Below are 18,082 nucleotides of genomic sequence, written 5' to 3' on the forward strand. Positions count from 1 at the left end.
CGATCAACTGCTCGAAGCCGGTCGCGGATGTCTGGCCCTGGCGCACGCTGTTCCGCCACGGCAGCAGGCCGGCTCGTCCGGCGCGCGGCAACAGCTGGTCCGCGAAGGCCGCTAGAGTCAGCAGGATGACCAGTCCCGGCAGGGTCATGAAGACGGCGAATCCCATGCCACCAGTATCAGGGGGCGGGAGTGGGATTCGGCCAGGCTCCGGCGACCCGGGGTCAGGGACCGGTCATTCCGCCTATGCTCATCAAGCTGTTGAATATTGGTCAATACCGGGCGCCGCAGCCGCCGTCCACGGGGAGAACGTCATGTCGCAGCAACGCCCTACGCTCGCCCCCCACAGCTACCGGGCGTATTTCGACCACCTGCTCGCCTGCCAGAAGTGCAGCGAGCCCCCGAGGCGATGCGGCGACGGCAGTGCCCTGTACCGGACCTACCGGTCCGACCTGAAGAAGTCATGAACCCGGCCCAGGTCCTGTCCGGCGGAGGGATGCGGCCGGACGGGTGGGTCCGGCCGCACCTCGCGCGTCAGTCGCGGGCGATACCCGGCGCGATGTCCTCGTGGCGCTCCACGGTGGTCGCCGAGGAGGTCGCGCTGCGCAGCTTCGCGGTCGTCGGCTTGCCGCAGAACGCGGATTCCAGCGTGCGGGCCATCGTGTTCAGCACGTTCACGTTGTTCGAGGTGTTGGCGAGCGCGGTGACGCTGCGCTTGCCGTCCTTCGAGGCGAAGGCGTACGTGTAGTAGCCCTGCACGGTGCCCGTGTGGCCGTACACCGAGATGCCGCAGGACAGGTCACGGCGGCGCAGGCCGAGGCCGTACCCCTGGGTGCTGTTGACCGTCGTCCACTGCTGCATCTGCGCGAGCTGCGCGGCGGACATGAGTTGTCCGCTCATCAGCGCGGAGAAGAACGTGTCCAGGTCCTGTGTGCTGGAGATGATCGCGCCCGCGCTCTGCGCCCAGGACACCGTCTGCTCGGTGGAGTCGACCAGGGCCCCACCGGCCTCGTCCGGCGTGAGGTAGCCGTTGGCGTGGGTGCCCGGGATGACGGTGTCGGGGTGCACGTAGAAGGTGTCGGTCAGGTTCAGCGGCGTGAAGATGCGGTTCTGGTACTCCGTGACCACGGAGTGGGCGGTGAGCTTCTCGATGAGCATGCCCGCGACGACGAAGTTCGTGTTGGAGTATGAATAGGCCGCGCCCGGTGCGTTGGTGACCCCGTGCTTGAGGGACAGGGTGATCAGGTCCTGGTAGCTGAAGACCTTGTTGCGGACGGACTCGAAGCCCGGGACCGTCTGCGCGAACATGTCGTTGGTGTAGTCGTACAGCCCACTGCGGTGGCTCATCACCTGCCGCACGGTGATCCGGTCGTCGGGCAGCAGCCCGGGCAGGTAGGTGTTCACCGAAGCGTCCAGGTCGAGCTTGCCCTCGTCCACCAGTTGCAGCAGGACCACGGCGGAGAAGCTCTTGGTGACGCTGCCGACGCGGAACCGGTCGGTCGTGGTGATCGCACGCCCGGTGGCCCGGTCGGCGACTCCCTCCGACAACTGGTGGACCGTGCCGTTGTCGTCGACCCGCACCATCGCACCGGGGGCTCCCTGGGAAAGGGCCGTGTGCAGCACCGCCTGTAGACCGGCGTCGTCGGGTGCCGGCAGATCCGCGGCCCGGGCGGTGCCGGCCTGTGCGGGGACTGCGAGGAGGGCCAACAGCACCGCGCCCAGCGCCGTACCTCTGCCCACCGTTCCTGAGACCATCTGATTCTTCTCCCGAGTTCCCTCTGTGTACCGCGCCGCGGATGCGAACGCCGGCACCATCTCTACGCGCAGGAGGGGCAGATGGGTTGCATGTCACGCGAAGGAAAGCGGAAAAGATCCTTCAGCAGCCGAAAAGCTGCGTCCAGTACGTGCCCGCCGCGCCGCCGCCCGTGAAGCCAATGCCTATGTGGGTGAAATCGGGCTTGAGGATGTTGGCGCGGTGGCCCGGGCTGTTCATCCAGCCGCGGACGACCTCGGCGGGGGAGCGCTGGCCGCAGGCGATGTTCTCCCCGATGGTGCGGCGCTCGGAGCCCGCGGCGGCGGCCCGGTCCCACGGCTGGCTGCCGTCGGGGGAGGTGTGGGAGTAGAAGGCACGGGCGACCATGTCGTCGCTGTGCGCCTGGGCCGCGGTGGTGAGCAGGGCGTCGACGGCGAGCGGCGCCAGTCCCTCCGCGACCCGCTCGGCATTGGTCAGCGCGACCACCTCACCCGCCGTCTGCCGCAGCCCGCCGTGGCTGAAGGGCCTGGCCCACAGCGCCGTCCAGTACATGTCGCCGGAGCGTCGGCCGGGGACGTATGCCAGCCCCGCCTGGCTGTACGCCGGGTTGTACAGCGTCTCGCGGGACTGCTCGGTGGTGAGGCAGTACTCCACGAACTCGCCCGGGGTGCGAGGGCCGGAGACGAGGTGCTCGCCGACGGTCAGATACGCGTATCCGGCGGATGTGATGCGCTGGTAGACGGAGATCCCCCGGGCGCTCTCGGAGCTGAGGAGTCCGCGTGCCGCCATGTCGGAGGCGTGGGCCCGGGCCGCGGTCGCGAGCCGCGCGTCGAGGGAGACGGGCGGGGAACCGGCCGCGCCGCGCACCGAGTTGACCAGGTCGAGGAAGCCGTCCGGGTCGGCAGCCGCCACCGGTGTCGGATCGTCCCCGGTGGCATCCTCGGTTACCTCGACTCCGAAGTCCCGTGCGATGCCGGCCAGTCCGTCCGCGTATCCCTGGCCCAGCGCGCGCAGCTTCCACGCCGTGCCGCGTCGGTAGATCTCGGCGAGCAGCAGCACGGTCTCCCGCTGGGGGCGCGGGGGTGTGAACCGGGCGAGGGTGTGACCGCCCGGACCGCTGACGTGCAGGGTGGGAGCGGGCAGCCGGCCAAGCGGCGTACCGGGATCGGCCGGACTGACGACCACGGTGACGCGGCTCGCGCCGGGCCGCAGACGTGGCGGATCGATGGTGAGGTGCTCCCCGGTGAGCCCGGCGCCCGGCGCCGTCGGCTGGTTGTAGAACACGAAGTCGGCGTCGCCGCGCACCTTGCCGCCGTCGTCGGTGATGAGTGCGGAGACGTCGAAGGGACCCGGCACCCGGATCGTCAGGGTGCCGCCCGGCAGGGGCACATTGCCCCCGGGAACCAACTCGCTCATCGTGCCGCCCGTCGAAGTGACGGTCCTCGCGGACCACCGGCACGGGCGCACCCGCTTCCCGCCCGCTCACCCCGTCAACGTCCCGTTCGCTCCCGAGGGTTCCCGCGCTCCGCGGAACCGCGTGCGTCGATCGCCTCGGGCGGGCGCAACGACCGCAGCGCGAGCAGGAGTACGCCGATGTCGTCCAGGTAGATCGGGTCGGGCAGCAGGTCGGTCGGCAGCAGGAGATAGGCGACCGCACCCCAGAAGACCCAGCGGGACCCGGTCGGAAGCCCGGCGCGCCTGAGGTCACGGCGGGTACGCACGAGCCGTACCAGGACCGCGATCGCCACCCCGAGCGCGGCGGCACCCAGGATCGCGACGATGAGGACCACCGTCCATGTCGTGGAGTCCATGAGTTCCGTCCAGAGCGCTCGTAGGGCAGTTCCTCCCCTTCGTGTTCCCACTCGCCCGGTTCGTACCGCCCCCGAAACACCGGCCGATTCAGGCCGAGCCGGCGGCGACGCAGAACTCGTTGCCCTCCGGGTCGGCCATCACCACGTGGTGCCCGTCGAACTCCTCCAGGACGGAGCCGCCCGCCTTCACGAGCCGCTCGGACTCTGCCCTGATCCGCGCCCACCGCTCTTCGGGACCGCCGTGTCCCGGCACGCGGACGTCGATGTGGAGGCGGTTCTTCGCCGCCTTCGGCTCGGGAACCTTGAGGATGGACAGGCGGGGGCCGACGCCGTCGGGATCGCAGAGCCACGCGCCGTCGTCCGCGGAGTCGTCCTCCGGAAGGTCGAACTGCGCGAGCCACTCCTCGCGGGTGGTGAAGGGAGCGGGCGGAGGCTCGTCGATGTACCCGAGCGCCGTCTTCCAGAACTCGGCGAGGAGTTTCGCGTCCGCGCAGTCAAGGGTCAGATCGATTCTGGCTGCCATGACGGGACCGTACTGCGCGCCTCTGACAATCCGGCCGTACGGCTCTTACCGGCCCTCGGGAACGTCACGGCGGCAGAGAACGAAGTCGTCGAAGACGTGCCGTCCGGGGCGGTCGCCGACGGTGTCGATCGCCGCACGGATGTCGTGCAGTTGGCCCGTCGTCATCTGCAGGGGCGGCTCGTCGGGCTGGTAGGTGGTGCGGACCGGATAGTCCACACCCGGTTGCCGGGACATCTCGATGTGGCAGCCGAGCACGTGCGTCACCGGCCGTTCGGCACAGAAGTCGATCAGGCGGTCGACGGTGCGGGTGAACGCGGCCCAGTCCTCGACGTACAGACGGCCGGGATAGACCGTGTCACCGGTGAGGAGGAAGCCGGTCCAGGGGTCGAAGTACGTCACCGCGGCCGCGTGGTGGCCCGGCGTGGCCAGGCATTCCAGGACCCGGTCCCCGAGATCGACGCGGGCGACTCCTTCGGGGTCGCCGTCGAAGCCGAAGAACGGCCAGGCCTTGTCGAGGGCCGCGTCGACGACCGTGGTGCCGGGACGGCCGGCGAACTGTCCGTCCCCCGCGACATGGTCGCCGTGCGGGTGGGTGTGCAGCACCAACAGCTCGTAGCCCTCCCGGGGACGGGCGGTCAGCCAGGTCTCCATCAGCTCGTCCACCACCCGGCGCAGGGGGAACCAGTCGGCCGAGGCCGTGGCACCGGTGTCGATCAGCACGGCCCGTGTCTCCCCGAACAGCAGGAAAAGGAACGGCGCCTCGTAGTCGACGGCCATGTTCTGCCGCAGGATCACCGTGTGCGCGTCGTGGGCGTGGACCTGGATGTCGGGATCGGTGTTGTGCTTGGCCGACGGCGATCCGTGGATCCACCGCACGTCCAGCGCCCGCGCGCCCGCGGCCTTCTCCGCTCCCTCAGTGGTCTGTTCGGTCCTCGGCCTCTGGGTGTCCACGACGTCTCCCGATGATGATCCCGCCGGGACCACCACCTGGACCCGGGACCTCAGTTTCGCCCGGCGTTGTGGTCGACGAGTGCCTGGGTCACCGCTCGGACGCTCCGGGCGATGTGATTGAGCTGCAGCACTTCGGCGGCGTACATCTTGATGGTGTGCTCGATGACCGATTCGTGCAGGCCGAGAGCGGGGAGTTCGGCCCGGGCGGTCTGCAGGGCGGTCCGGGCGACCCGGATCTCGTGCTGCACCTGGACCTGGGCGTGACGGGCGAGCAGCACGGGGTGCTTCCTGAGCACCGGGTAGCTCGCGTAGCGGGACGGCACCAGATCGCGCAGCCACTTGGTCGCGGAGCGCTCCCAGTCGAAGCTGCCGGGGGTCTTGACCTGGCACGGCCAGTCCGAGGTCATCGGTGAGTACGTCGTCAGGGCCATGTTCATCGCTTCCGGGTTACGTCGGCGGCAAGGGTCAGCGGGTTATGGGGCGGCCCCGGTCTAGGGGATGGCCGGGGCCGCCACCACGGGCACCCACTCACGCGGGGCCCGTCCGAACATCCGGGGCCCCATGCGGGTAGGAGCGGACGGCCCCGGATGGCCGTAGGACGTGACCCGGAGGCCTCCTGGTCGCATCCGCGAGAAGTATTTATATATACCGCCGGATACGCAAGGACATGAAAAAATTCATCCGCGATATGGGCGAATGATCCCGCGATGCCGTAGGGGCGGGGGGCTGTGCGGCAGGGAAGCCGTGCGGGGGTCAGTCCTTGAGGAAGAACTGGTGCTGCTCCGCGATCTGCTCGTACTCCTCCAGCCGGGCCTGCGTCCGCTCCGGATCGGCGTCGGACATGGCCTGGAGGAGCGCCGCCGACATCATGACGGGCGCGGCGTAGGAGTCGAAGACGAGGCGGGCCCCGGTGCCTACGGTGAAGGTGGCGTCCGCCTCGTCCGCGAGCGGTCCGAGCGCCAGGTCGGTGATCAGGGCGACCTTCAGCCCCGCGCTGCGCGCGACCCGCACCGCGGTCAGCGTCTCCTGGGCGTGCCGGGGCATTCCGAAGGCGAGCAGCCAGGTGCCGCCCGCCTCGCGCGACTGGAGCAGCGCGTCGTAGGCGACGCTCCCGCCGCGCGTCACCAGTCGCACATCGGGGTGGATGCGGCGGGCGGCGTAGGCGAAGTACTCGGCCAGCGACACCGAGATGCGCAGGCCGAGAACGGTGAGCGGGGTCGACCGCGACAGCGCGCGGCCGATGGCGATCACCTGGTCCGGATCGGCGAAGTCGCGGCGCAGGTTCTCCAGGTTCTCGATCTCGGCGTCCACCGCCAACTGCAGCTCGTTGCCGTGGTCCTCCGCGGGCGCGCCCGGGGTGCTGGAGAGTGTGCTGAGCGCGATGGCCTGCAGTTTCTCCCGCAGTGCGGGGTAGCCGCTGAAGCCGACCGCCGCGGCGAAGCGGGTCACCGAAGGCTGGCTGACCCCTACGCGCTCGGCGAGATCGGTGATCGACAGGAACGCCGCCTCGGTGATGTGCTCGATCAGGTACTGGGCGATACGGCGCTGTCCTGGCGAGAGCCGGGGGCCGTCGAACAACTCCCTGAGCTGGGACGTGGGTGCCGCGCCCACCTCCGGAGCCGTCTTCCCCGAGGTGATCGCAGACGCCTGAGCGCGTGCCTGCTGCGGCGATGGCACCGATGTGCCTCCTTCGTGTCCCACGAGAACTCAACATAGCTCACGGACCGTGCTGACCAGGGCATGGATGACCACACGCCGTAGCTCGGAGGGCGTGGAACGTGAGGTCGGGAGCCCGGTGGGCGGCATGGCCCGGCGTGAGCGGGAGGCCGTATGTCCTGGGTTCTGCTCAATGAAGATCGCATCAGGATGTGAACCCGGTCTGATTCACGACAAGTTGACGACGGGCCATGGACAGCGACTGAAACGGGTGTTGAGGATGGGAGTCCCCATCCGTAGGAGTTGTTCATATGCGTAGACGACGCCTGCTGACCGGTGGAGCCGCCCTCGCGGCCGCCGCCTCGCTCCAACCCGCCCTGACGGACACCGCGCAAGCCGCTTCGCCCGCCGCGCCGCTACCCTCCGGAGCCGCGGTCGTCACCGTCCTGCGGCGCGTGGCCGACCAGTGGATCGGCGGGCACACGGACCCCGGCGACAACGGCTGGGCCAACGCCACCTTCTTCAGCGGACTGCTCGCTCTCCAGCGCCTGACCGGCAGCCCCCGCTATCTGGCGTACGCCAGGAACTGGGCCGAGAAGCACGCGTACGGCCTCAACGGCGGGGTCACCACGCGCCATGCCGACCATCACAACGCCGGGCAGGCCTACCTCGACCTGTACGAGATCGAGCCGGAGGAGAGCAAGATCTCCGCCATCGAGGAGTCGCTCCACCGCATGGTCTACACCGACCAGCCGGACAAGAACGACGACTGGTGGTGGGACGACGCCCTGCACATGGCGATGCCTCCGTTCGCCAGGATCGGAGTGCTCCGCGGCGACCCGCGGTACTGGCAGAAGCTGTACGCCCTCTACGACCACACCAAACGTCTGGAGGGCGGACCCGGCCTGTACGACGCCGACACGGGGCTCTGGTATCGGGACAAGCGGTTCCTGCCCGGGCTCCCCGGCGGGATCCTCTCGCCCGCGGGCAAGCCGGTGGTCTGGTCGCGCGGCAACGGCTGGGTGGCGGCCGGACACGCCAAGACGCTCAAGGCGCTGCCACCCGCTGAGCGGCACACCGCTGAGTACCGCGACACCCTGGTACGTCTGGTGACGGCCGTCGCCGGGATCCAGCGCACCGACGGCTTCTGGAACGTCAACCTCGCCGACGCCACCCATCTGCCGGGCCCCGAGACGAGCGGCACCTCCTTCTTCCTCTACGGCACCTCCCACGCGATCCGGGCCGGCCTCGTCGACCGGCGTACCCACCTCCCGGTCGTGGCCCGTGCCTGGAACGGCCTCGTCAGCACGGCCGTACACCCCGACGGCTTCCTCGGCTACGTCCAGAACGTCGGCGACCGCCCCGAATCCAGCCAGCCCGTCACCTACGACAGCACCGCGAACTTCGGCGTGGGCGCCTTCCTGCTCGCCGGCACCGAACTCGCCCGCCTGGCCGGGCTCTGACCCGACGCACCGGTGCCCCCGTCATGTGCGGCGAGGGCACCGGCCGGTCGCTGTCAGGGCTGCGCGGTGAGTGTGAAGCTCTGCGCCGCGGAGCCGTCGCAGGTGCGCTGGGTGAGCTGGACGCTGTTCGTCGAGGCGCTCGCCGCGGTCAGGCACTTGCCGCTGTGGCGGGCCGTGAAGTGGTAGCGCCCGGTGCTCTCCTTCACCGGCAGCCACTGCTGGTTCTGTCCACCCGAGTAACTCCACAACTGGAGCGGCGCGTTGTCGGCCGTCGAGACACCGGTCACGTCGATGACCTGCTGTGGGTTGACACGGATGGCGGCCTGCCGGTAGCCGCTGTCGGTCGAGCGGAACTGGAACTGCTGGGCCTGGGTGCCGTTGCAGGCGTACTGCTGGATCACGGTCCCGTTCGCCGTGGCGGCCGAACGGGCATCCACGCAGGTACCGTTGCCGGCATTCGTCAGCGAGTACCAGGCGGTCTCGGAGGGGGAGTCGGCCGGGGGCGTGCCGGTGTCGGCCCCTCCCAGCCACTTCAGGCCGTCCAGCAGGAACTGATTCTGTGTCGCGCTCGCGAACGTCGACGACAGACGCGTGTTGGTCGTGTAGTTCATCGCGTTGTGGCCGAAGTTCGCGTACAGCATCTTGTATTGCGTGTTGGTCCACAGGATCGGGTAATAGCCGCTGTACCAGGACTGGTTGGGATCAGTTCCCACCGGGAAGCTGCTGGGGTCGATCGAGGCCAGGATCTTGATGTTCGGGTTCTGGCGCAGATCGTTGGACCAGCTGTACCACTCGCTGACCGACGAGGTGAACGTGGCCGGCAGGTTCTTGGTGGCCGCGTGCGTCCGGTCCTCCACCTTCAGGGTCACCGACGTCGGACCCCAGGTGTTCGACTGGAAGTTCCCGGAGCCGAGGAACTGGTTGTGGTACCAGGACCAGCTCGCGGCATCGGTCGTGAAGGCGGAGACATGGAAGCCCATCCAGGCACCGCCACCTCTCATGTACGCCTCGAAACCGGCCCGCTGGGCGGACGTCTGCGGCAGGTCGTCGAGGAACAGCACGACTTGATAGGCGTTGACCCCGCCGTTGGCGAGCAGGTCCCAGTTGGTGCTGGCCGTGTAGGTGAAGCCGTTCGCCGCGGCCTGCTGCGGAAACCAGACGTTGGCCTCTTTGTCGAAGTCGATGTGCGCCGCGTCGTAGGTGCCGCTGTAGAGCGCGAGCACCTTGAAGGGGGTCGCCGCGGTGCTCGCGTGGGCGGTGGGCGATACCGCGAGGCCGAGCAGCGCCGCCAGCAGGAGGAGGATGCGCAGGGCCGCGCGGGTGGAACCGGATCTGGTGGTGTGCATCCGCTGATCGATCCTTTCCGTGCGGTTTACGGGTAGTTGGTGAGGTACGCGACGTTGGTGCCGGAGTTGGACGGTCCTCCCGTGCTGTTGATGATGTGGCTGATGGTGCCGACACCACCCAGCGAGACGGTCACCATGTCGTGGAACCTGACCCCTGACACGCTCGGCACCTCGAAGGCGTGATCGGCGACCACGCTCGAGTTGGTGCTGAAGTAGCAGTAGCTGCCCAGACCCCACGCCTCGTGGCTGGTGACGGACGAGGCGACCTTGTAGGCGGGGTAGCCCTTCCCGCTGCCGTTCATCCAGGAGGCCTGGTTCGGCGGGTCGTAGGGCATCTCGTTCTGGAAGAAGTACGTTCGGCCACCGTTGCCGTTCCAGGTGACCTGAGTCTTCTGGTAGTGCTCGACGAACAGGCCGTACGCGGTCACGTTGTTGCCGTTGACGGTCAGGCCGTTGTCCGCCGTGTTGGTCGTCCAGCCGACCGTTCCGGAGTTGCCGTGGTCGGCCCGCCAGATCCAGGTGTGGTCGATGATCGTGTCGGCGCTGTTGATCACCAGCGAGTTGGTCGCCTTGCCGACGGTGGCGCCGCCGATCCGGATGAAGACGTCGGACAGCTGCGTCGGGTCGGCCGCGTGGGTGGCGGACGATCCGGACGGGCCGATCTGCATCAGCGTCGTGGAGTTGGTGGTGCCCGCGTCGATCAGCAGGCCCGCCAGCTGGATACCGTCCACGTCGGCGGTGGTGACGGCGGTGATCCCGCCGTCCGGCACGAAGGTGGCCAGGCCCATGCCCAGCACCACCGTGTCGGGGCGCGTGATGTTGATCGTCTGATTGAGGTGGTAGACGCCGGGGGTGACCAGCAGGTTCTTGCCCGCCGCGAGGGCCGAGTTCATGTCGGCCGCGGTGGCGCCGGGCTTGACGATGTAGAACTGGTCGATCGGCAGGGACTTGCCCGCCGGGGTCTTCCCGCTCCACGTGGTGCCGACGGCGTTGGACTGCAGTCCGGGCACGAACACCTGGTAGGCGCCCGCGCTGTCGACGTACAGGAACGGCTTCTCGCGGATCGTCGGCGCGCTGGCGACGTTGGTGTACGTCGGGAAGGACTGGGCGGGCGCTCCCTGGTCGCCGACGAAGACCATGTTCCAGTTGGAGCCGGACCAACTGCCCATCTGGGAGTTCCGGGTGAGGAACTGCTGCTGGGTGCCGGACTGGATCTGTCCGTCGACCTTGGTGTCGGAGATGAAGCCGCCGCTGGACCAGCCACCGTCGTCCAGCGCGAGGTTGCCGCGCACGTGCATGCGCCGGTACGGGGCGGCCTGGGAGACGGCCCAGCGGTCGGTGCCGCCCGTGGGGTTGACCGACAGGTTCTCGGCGTCGCGCCAGAAGTTCTGGGTGGCGTTGCCCTGGAACCAGTCGGCCTCCGCGTGCACGGAACCGTTGATGGTCACGTCGTCCGGGGAGAAGCCGAGGCCTGCGACCTGCGTGTAGAAGCCGACGTTGGCGTTCGCGCTGTAGGTGCCCGGCTTGAACAGCAGGGCCTGGCGGGCCGAGCCGAACTGGTTGGTCTCCTGCTGGGAGAAGACCGAGTCCAGCTTGGACTGGATGCCGGCCGCCGACATCGACGGGTCGAACACCGTCACGTTGGGACCGAAGTCCGGAGTGCCCGGCGGGTTCGTCGTGCCGCCCCCCAGAGTGAAGGACTGCGCGGCGGTGCCGTTGCAGGTGTACTGCGCCAGCTGCACGCTGTCCGCGGTGGAGGCGCTCGGGACGTCCAGACACTTCCCGCTGTTGCGGTTGACGAAGTGGTAGGCGCCGTCGGCCTCGGCGACGGGCAGCCACTGCTGGTTGTTCCCGCTGGAGTACGTCCACAGCTGGACGGGCGCGGAGTCAGCGGTGGAGACGTCGGTGACGTCCCACGCCTTTGTGGCGTCCAGGTTGCTGTTCACCCGGTAGTAGCCGCCGCTGGTGGCCACCAACTGCCAGTTCTGCGCGGTGCTTCCGTTGCACGCGTACTGCTGAACGGCGGTGCCGTCGGCACTCGCGGCCGAGCGGGCGTCGACGCACTTGCCGCTGCCCTTGTTGACCACGGTGGTGTAGCCGGTCGGCAGGGCGGCGGCCGTCGCGGTCTGCGCGCTCGCCGAGTCCTGGGAGGCGAATTCGATGCCGGACGCGGTGGTCGCCACGAGCGCGAACACGGTCAGAACCTTCGGTATCCGGTGGCGACCGGACTGTCTCTGCCGTCTGAGCACGGATCTCGGCACGGATCTGGGCACGGATCTCTCCTGTGGTGATGGGGGGTGGGGGAGTGCGGAGTGTGTCCGTCAGCCGGTGTACTTGGCGAAGATGCTGGTGAACTGCCAGTTGCTCTGGGCCACTCCGGAGCAGGTGTCGTCGTTCGGGTAGCTGCCCGGGCAGGGACGGTCACGGTTGGCCGACCAGAACGTCAGCCGCGCGAGGTGGTGCGTCTGCGCGTAGCCGAGGATGGTCTGGAAGTCGGCGGTGGTGACTGTCTCGTTGTCGTCGGTGATGCCGTTCATGGAGGAGATGCCCATGTCCCGGTACGCCTGGTCGTCGCTGTAGCCGTACGCGTTCTTCAGCGCGGTCCTGAGGCCCTCCGCGGCCCGCTGGGTCAGCGTGCCCATGTTCTGGCCGGCGCCGCCGAAGTCGAACGGCATGATCGTCCAGGCGTCCACGGTCAGCCCGGACGCCGCGGCCCGGTTGATCAGGCCGGTGTCGGGGCCGCTCTGCCCGGTGCCGATGGTGACGTACACCTTCATGCCCGGGTTGTTGGCCTTGACGGTCTTGAGCGCGTCCACGGTGCGCTGCTGGACCGTCGTGTTGCTGTAGGCGTCGGCCTCGATGTCGATGTCGATCGCCTTGAGCCCGTACGCGTTGATGACCTTCTGGTACGCGGCGGCCAGTTCTCCGGCGCTGGAGCAGGAGCTCTCCAGCTTGTTGCCGCTGTAGCCGCCGAAGGAGGGGACGACGTCGCCGCCGGCCGAGCGCACGGTGTTGATGGTCTGCTGGTCGACGCCGCCGGTCAGCGCGCGGCCGCCGTCCCACTGCGGGTTGCAGTAGCCGTTGCTGAGGACGAAGGCCAGTGTGAACCACTTGACGCCGGTGGCGTTCATGACGGTGGTGGGGCTCGGCGGGTTGCCCCAGCCGTTGTAGAGGTAGGGGGCGACGGCCATCGGCGCGGAGGGGGGCGTGCCTCCGCCGTCGGCGGCGGGCGCGGTCCACTTCTGGTTGGCGGCGCCGGTACAGGTCCAGATCTGGATCGGCGTGCCGTTGGCCGAGGTGTTGCCGGTGACGTCGGCACACTTGTTCGCCTGCGGATTGACGAGGTCGCGGGCGGTGGAGACCGTCCACTTCTGGTTGGCGCCGCCCGTACACTCCCACAGCTGGAGCTTGGCCCCGTCCGCGGTCGAGTTCCCGGTGACGTCAAGACACTTGCCGAGGGCCCGTACGGTTCCGTCGGAGCCGACGGTCCACTGCTGGGCGGTGGTGCCGTTGCAGTCGTAGAGCTGAACGGCCGTGCCGTTCGCGGAGTTCGCGCCGGCCACGTCCAGGCACTTGCCCGCGAGTCCGGTGATGGTCCCGGTGGCGGCGGAGGCGGGGGAGACGCTCAGGGTGCCGGCGGAGAGAGCGAACACCGCCGTGGTCAGAGTGGCGCGCAGCACGGTGGAGCGCGTGAGGGATTGTCTTGCCATCAAGGGTCACAGCCCTTCGGGGAGGCTGACAGTGGGGGGCGTTCATATCCGTGAATGTTGAGTGCATTCATGGAGCTGTAGTGATCGGTGAACCTAAAGGTCTGAACCAAACTCGTCAAGAGATGAAGCAAAGCAGGCTTCGAATTGACCTGCGTTCGCAAGGAGTTGAACGCGTCGACCATCCCGGGGACAGCAAACAGCCGAGGCTCCGCCGTGCGGAACCTCGGCTGTGCGGGCAGCGGTTGTGTGGAGCCCGCTTGTGGCGGCCTCGGGTCAGTTGCCCTGACTCTGCGCGGTCTTCGAGTAGGCGTCGTGCCAGGCCGCCTTGGCGCCCGAGTCGCCGATGCGGTACACGTCCACCACGGAGCCTGTCGCCACGACGAGGGACAGCACGACCGCGGCGGCCCGTATCGGCGCGGACGTCAGACGGATCGCCGGACCCTGGGTGTCTCCCTCGCCGGGGGCGGTGCGTCGGGCCGCCCACCACAGGGCCGAGGACAGCACGAACAGGCCGAGGGCCCATGGCAGCAGACCGTCGCCGAGCTGGGCGTGTCGCTCCACCAGGGACGAGCTGTCGACGTGCCTCTCCAGCCACTCTCCCGCCTGCGTGGTGAGAGGCACGCTCACCAGCGCCACGAGCGCGAGCACCGGCGGCAGGACGCCGAGGCGCCGCGCGAGGTGCGGCCAGATCGCGCAGACGACGAGCGCCAGTGCGCTCAGCGGTACGAGGACGACGACGATGTGCACGAACAGGACGTGTGCGGGCAGGCCGTTGACAATGCTGGGGCTCATCAGGCTTGTCTCCTGGAGACGCTCGGTCGCGAAGTGGGGGGTGTTCAGGGGCGGCGGTGATGATCGCCCGGCGCCCGGCGCCTCGCAGCCTGGCACAGGAACTTCTCAGCTTCTTCTGAGGCGGCAGTGTGTGGGAGTGGGCGCCGGTACTGTGACCGCTTGCCGTCCCCATTGACGCCGACAGGCGTTCCTCACACCCCGCGGTGCCCTCCTGATGACCAACCGTGTCCCGCGCCTTCCCCGCCGCGACGCCATGATGGATCCCGATCGACTCGTCACCTTCGGCGACGCGGTGATCGCGATCACCATCACGCTGCTCGCGCTCGACATCACCGTTCCCGAGGGACTGGCCGACGGCGAGGTCGGAGCCGCGCTGAGGGACGCCCTGCCCAAGTTCGGGGCGTATCTGCTGAGCTTCGCCGTCATCGGCGCCCTGTGGCTGGGCCAGCACGCGCTCTTCCGGCAGATCGCCGCGCTCGACAACTGGCTGCTCCGCCTCTATCTCGGTCTGCTCGCCGTCGTGGCCGCGCTCCCGTTCCCCACGCGTCTCATCAGCGAGTACGGCAACACCGCCGTGGCCACCTCGGTCTACGCGGCGACGATCGTCCTCGCCGTCGGTCTGCTCACCGCCATGTTCGCCCGCCTGTGGGCCAGTCCGGTCCTGGCCAAGCCGACCGTGCCCCCCGCGCAGATCAGGCAGTCGGTCCTGAGGGGCCTCCTGACCCTCCTCGTCTTCGCCGGCTCGATTCCTGTGTCGCTCGCCTCGCCGACGGCCGCCAAGTACTGGTGGCTCCTCACGGTTCCCGCGCGTCTGCTCTTCCGGGAGACGTGTACGCCCGACCACGAGCAACTGACCGCAGCCGTCGAGTGAGACCGCCGCGCCTCGCGGGACCGGACATCAGGGGAAGAGCCGGTTGAGGAGGGCCGTGCCGAAGACCCGGTGAGGATCGAGCCGGTCCAGGACGGCGGCCGCCTCGTCCCAGCCCGGGCCCACGCCGTCCCGGAAGGAGGCGGGCACCGCGGTGCCCAGCACCTCCTCGTCGTCCCATGCGGCCTCGTCCGTATAGCCCCAGCCCTTGGACCACTCGACGCGGGTGAGGGCGTACCCGCCGTCGTACGTCGTCAGCAGGAAGCGCTCCAACTCCCGGTAGAACGCCTCCGCGTCGGGCGTCCCGGGCAGTGTCAGCACGTCCAGCCACACGGCCGTGTCCCATTCGGGGTGGTCGGCGCGAGGGCGCAGCGCGGACAGCAGTGGCGCACGGGCGCCCGCCGAGTCGGCCTCGGACGGGTGGTCGAGGCCGGTCACCCTGATTTCCACCTGGCCGTTGACGGGGTGGCGACCCTGGGCGGCGTAGGCGGTGAGGCGCTCGCGGAAGAAGGCCGTGAACTCGGCGATGACGCGCTGCACTTCGGCACGCGAGGTGAGCACCGCGTACCCGTTGGCGGTCACCCGCAGTGTGGTGGGTCTGATGTAGAGCAGCGTGTTCTTCGACGGCCCCCAGAGGTCGGCCGACAGGGTGGCGGTCAGTCCCACGGCCGCCGCGGTGAGCTGCGCGGCGCCCAGGAGCGGGGCCAGATACCAGGCCGCGTCGGCCACCATGCGGCCGGCGAGATCGGCGACGACGGCGGGGATGTTGTCCGAGAAGGGGTAGTTGTACGGCGACCCCACGCGGCGGGAGGCCGGCGGCCGGGTGGGGGCGACACTCCAGACCTTCAGCCAGGGGTGCTCGGTGAACGCGAACCAGATCGCCTCCGCACGCCCCGACTCGTCCAGGAAGCTCGCGAAGGTGCGCCGGCCCTCGGGGTCGCCCGGCGCCGCGAAGAGTTCGGCGGCCGGGATGTCGGTCCGGCTGACGCAGCGCAGATGGGTGTTGGCGCCCACGCGCAGCGACACCTCGGTGACCAGAGCGCGGCCGAGATGCGTGAGGAGCGCCGCACCGTCGGGGTCGTCCCTTGCGTACGTCCGCAGGACATAGGCGTCGCTGTCCGCGTCCCACACCACCGCCGTGAGGGACAGGACGAGATTGCTGAGCGAGCCGTAGGTGTGCCCGGGCAGTCTGCTCTCGCCGTGGGCCGGAACGGCCGTACCGTGGGCGTCGATGGCCAGGGCGCCGCCGAGCGTCAGGTCGCCGGGCGCGGGCGCAGCCGTGAGGCCGAGGCCGTGGTCCTCCAGGTGACCGAGCAACGCTTCCAGCGTGACTCCGGCACCGGCTCGTACGACGGCGGGGTCGGTGGACTCCAGGGACACACCGGTGAGATGTCGGGCGGTGTCGACCAGCAGCACGGGAGCGCCCGCCTCGGTCCCCGTGGGGATCGTCAGCGGTGACCAGCCGTGGGAACTGCCCCGGGCGCGCACCGACCAGCCCTGCCTCCAGGCCCAGTTGACCACGGCGACCACCTGGCCCTGGTCGGCCGGGGCGCAGGCCCACAGCCCTGTGGCGGTGATCTCGCCGACCCAGTTGCGGTACGCCGACCGGTAGACGTCGACACCCTCGGGGAAACCGGGAAGCTCCTGCGCCGCGGCGGCGCGGTCCGGCAGCGCGAGCGGCAGCAGCGCGGTGAGCGAGGCCGCGCTCAGCAGGAACCCCCGGCGGGACCAGGGGGTGTGCCCTTCACTTTCTAAATGGTCGGTCACGCGGATCACGGTAGGTGACCGTTGACACGCATCACCTGTCCGTCACAACGATTCATCCATGTGGGTGAATGACACACTGTTGCGTCCGCCTGGGGGGCGAGGGCGGGCGCGGGCGGGGTGGGCGTCCTGCGCGGGCGGGCGGAGATGTCAGACTGACGGCATGGACGAGCGTGAATTCGGCAGGTCAGGCCAGAAGGCATCAGTCATCGGTCTCGGTACGTGGCAGCTCGGCGCCGACTGGGGCGACGTGAGCGACGCGGACGCCAAGGCGGTGCTGGAGACGGCGGCGGAGTCGGGGGTGACGTTCTTCGACACCGCTGACGTGTACGGCGACGGGCGCAGCGAGCAGACGATCGCGTCCTTCCTCAGTGGCCGCCCCGACCTGCACGTGATGGTGGCGACGAAGATGGGTCGCCGGGTCGACCAGATTCCGCAGAACTACGTCCTCGACAACTTCCGCGCGTGGAACGACCGTTCCCGGCGCAACCTCGGCGTCGACCGCGTCGACCTGGTGCAGCTGCACTGCCCGCCGACCCCTGTCTACTCGTCGGACGAGGTGTTCGACGCGCTGGACACGCTGGTCGAGGAGGAACGGATCGCCGCGTACGGGGTGAGTGTCGAGACGTGTGACGAGGCGCTGACCGCGATCGCGCGGCCGAACGTGGCGAGCGTGCAGATCATCCTGAACCCGTTCCGCATGAAGCCCCTGCGGCAGGTCCTGCCGGCGGCGCGAGAGGCAGGCGTCGCGATCATCGCCCGCGTTCCGCTGGCCTCCGGGCTGCTCTCCGGAAAGTACACGAAGGACACGGTGTTCGCGGCGGACGACCACCGGACGTACAACCGTCACGGGGAGTCCTTCGACCAGGGCGAGACCTTCTCGGGCGTCGACTTCGTGACCGGCGTCGAGGCGGCGGCCGAGTTCGCCGCGCTCGCCCCGGAGGGCGTCACCCCGGCCCAGCTGGCGCTGCGCTGGATCATTCAGCAGCCCGGAGTGACCACGGTGATCCCGGGCGCCCGCTCGCCCGAACAGGCCCACGCCAACGCCGCCGCCGCGAAGCTGTCGGCGCTGCCGACGGAGACGCTGGACGCGATCGAGGAACTCTACGACCGACGGATCAAGGAGCAGGTGGAGGGCCGCTGGTAGCACCCCTCCGGGGGCCGGCCGCGCGACGGATGCCGTCCGGTGGCCCCTCCTTGGGTTGCCCTCACGTAGGCGTGGCCTGCCGCTTGATGGTTTGAGGCTGCGCCTGTAGGAGGGGCGTCGGGCGGTCGCGCTCTGCCCCCGGGGCCTGTGCCTCCGCGTGGGCGGGGTCCCGTGGCCCGGCTCCCACACCGGATCGGGCCCGCGTGCCTGGCCCGCAGCCCCCGACCGCCCGCACCCGCCTCGTTGGCTGTGCGGGCGGCAACAGTAAGCAGTGACCGCCTGCCCCGGACGCCGCGGGACT

Annotated in this window: 16 protein-coding genes and 1 pseudogene; 4 read left to right on the forward strand and 13 right to left on the reverse strand. The window is 69.4% G+C overall.

Annotation, left to right across the window (positions count from 1 at the left end; genetic code table 11):
• Positions 1-4: 4 nt before the first annotated feature.
• Positions 5-166, reverse strand: a pseudogene (locus AAFF41_RS45685) (DUF6191 domain-containing protein); the annotation flags it as partial.
• Positions 167-311: 145 nt separating this feature from the next.
• Here AAFF41_RS45685 and AAFF41_RS45690 point away from each other — a divergent pair.
• Positions 312-464, forward strand: a complete 153-nt coding sequence (locus AAFF41_RS45690; RefSeq protein WP_164331877.1) for a hypothetical protein — start codon at positions 312-314, stop codon at positions 462-464.
• A 67-nt stretch (positions 465-531) separates the two neighbouring features.
• Here AAFF41_RS45690 and AAFF41_RS45695 read toward each other — a convergent pair whose 3' ends face one another.
• The 7 genes from AAFF41_RS45695 to AAFF41_RS45725 form a co-directional block, all read right to left on the reverse strand.
• Positions 532-1,752 (reverse strand): serine hydrolase domain-containing protein, encoded by a 1,221-nt coding sequence (locus AAFF41_RS45695; RefSeq protein ID WP_343325933.1) that lies wholly within the window; start codon positions 1,750-1,752, stop codon positions 532-534.
• Between the two features lie 121 nt (positions 1,753-1,873).
• A complete protein-coding gene (locus AAFF41_RS45700; RefSeq protein ID WP_343325934.1) occupies positions 1,874-3,166 on the reverse strand; it encodes a CAP domain-containing protein in 1,293 nt (430 codons plus the stop codon).
• Between the two features lie 74 nt (positions 3,167-3,240).
• Positions 3,241-3,561, reverse strand: coding sequence for a DUF1232 domain-containing protein (locus AAFF41_RS45705; protein ID WP_319750473.1), 321 nt, complete (start codon positions 3,559-3,561; stop codon positions 3,241-3,243).
• 88 nt (positions 3,562-3,649) lie between these two features.
• Positions 3,650-4,084 (reverse strand): VOC family protein, encoded by a 435-nt coding sequence (locus tag AAFF41_RS45710; RefSeq protein ID WP_319750472.1) that lies wholly within the window; start codon positions 4,082-4,084, stop codon positions 3,650-3,652.
• Between the two features lie 45 nt (positions 4,085-4,129).
• Positions 4,130-5,035 carry an MBL fold metallo-hydrolase gene (locus tag AAFF41_RS45715; protein ID WP_319750471.1) on the reverse strand — a complete coding sequence of 302 codons (906 nt, stop codon included), beginning with the start codon at positions 5,033-5,035 and terminating at the stop codon, positions 4,130-4,132.
• A gap of 50 nt (positions 5,036-5,085) precedes the next feature.
• The gene (locus AAFF41_RS45720; RefSeq protein WP_319750520.1) at positions 5,086-5,466 is read right to left on the reverse strand and encodes a hypothetical protein; all 381 of its coding nucleotides are present in this window, start codon (positions 5,464-5,466) and stop codon (positions 5,086-5,088) included.
• Positions 5,467-5,788: 322 nt separating this feature from the next.
• Positions 5,789-6,712, reverse strand: a complete 924-nt coding sequence (locus tag AAFF41_RS45725) for a MurR/RpiR family transcriptional regulator (protein WP_319750470.1) — start codon at positions 6,710-6,712, stop codon at positions 5,789-5,791.
• Positions 6,713-7,002: 290 nt separating this feature from the next.
• Here AAFF41_RS45725 and AAFF41_RS45730 point away from each other — a divergent pair, with 290 nt between their 5' ends.
• Positions 7,003-8,154, forward strand: coding sequence for a glycoside hydrolase family 88 protein (locus AAFF41_RS45730; RefSeq protein WP_343325935.1), 1,152 nt, complete (start codon positions 7,003-7,005; stop codon positions 8,152-8,154).
• Between the two features lie 53 nt (positions 8,155-8,207).
• Here the strand turns inward: AAFF41_RS45730 and AAFF41_RS45735 are convergent, their stop codons facing one another.
• The 4 genes from AAFF41_RS45735 to AAFF41_RS45750 form a co-directional block, all read right to left on the reverse strand.
• Positions 8,208-9,500, reverse strand: coding sequence for a ThuA domain-containing protein (locus AAFF41_RS45735; RefSeq protein WP_319750468.1), 1,293 nt, complete (start codon positions 9,498-9,500; stop codon positions 8,208-8,210).
• Positions 9,501-9,526: 26 nt separating this feature from the next.
• Positions 9,527-11,695 carry an RICIN domain-containing protein gene (locus tag AAFF41_RS45740; RefSeq protein WP_319750466.1) on the reverse strand — a complete coding sequence of 723 codons (2,169 nt, stop codon included), beginning with the start codon at positions 11,693-11,695 and terminating at the stop codon, positions 9,527-9,529.
• Positions 11,696-11,821: 126 nt separating this feature from the next.
• Complete coding sequence (locus tag AAFF41_RS45745; protein ID WP_343325936.1) at positions 11,822-13,210, reverse strand: RICIN domain-containing protein; 1,389 nt, start codon at positions 13,208-13,210, stop codon at positions 11,822-11,824.
• 273 nt (positions 13,211-13,483) lie between these two features.
• Positions 13,484-14,002 carry a DUF2231 domain-containing protein gene (locus AAFF41_RS45750; protein WP_319750464.1) on the reverse strand — a complete coding sequence of 173 codons (519 nt, stop codon included), beginning with the start codon at positions 14,000-14,002 and terminating at the stop codon, positions 13,484-13,486.
• Between the two features lie 214 nt (positions 14,003-14,216).
• On the opposite strand from AAFF41_RS45750, the gene AAFF41_RS45755 reads away from it, so the two are divergent.
• Positions 14,217-14,873: a TMEM175 family protein gene (locus tag AAFF41_RS45755; RefSeq protein ID WP_343325937.1), complete on the forward strand. Its 657-nt coding sequence runs from the start codon at positions 14,217-14,219 to the stop codon at positions 14,871-14,873.
• A gap of 27 nt (positions 14,874-14,900) precedes the next feature.
• Here the strand turns inward: AAFF41_RS45755 and AAFF41_RS45760 are convergent, their stop codons facing one another.
• Positions 14,901-16,643, reverse strand: coding sequence for a cholesterol oxidase substrate-binding domain-containing protein (locus AAFF41_RS45760; RefSeq protein WP_425526267.1), 1,743 nt, complete (start codon positions 16,641-16,643; stop codon positions 14,901-14,903).
• Between the two features lie 154 nt (positions 16,644-16,797).
• On the opposite strand from AAFF41_RS45760, the gene AAFF41_RS45765 reads away from it, so the two are divergent.
• Entirely contained in the window at positions 16,798-17,781 is a 984-nt protein-coding gene (locus tag AAFF41_RS45765; RefSeq protein ID WP_319750461.1) for an aldo/keto reductase, read from the forward strand.
• Positions 17,782-18,082: the final 301 nt, after the last annotated feature.

Source organism: Streptomyces mirabilis, from assembly GCF_039503195.1.
In the GTDB taxonomy this organism is placed as follows: domain Bacteria; phylum Actinomycetota; class Actinomycetes; order Streptomycetales; family Streptomycetaceae; genus Streptomyces; species Streptomyces mirabilis_D.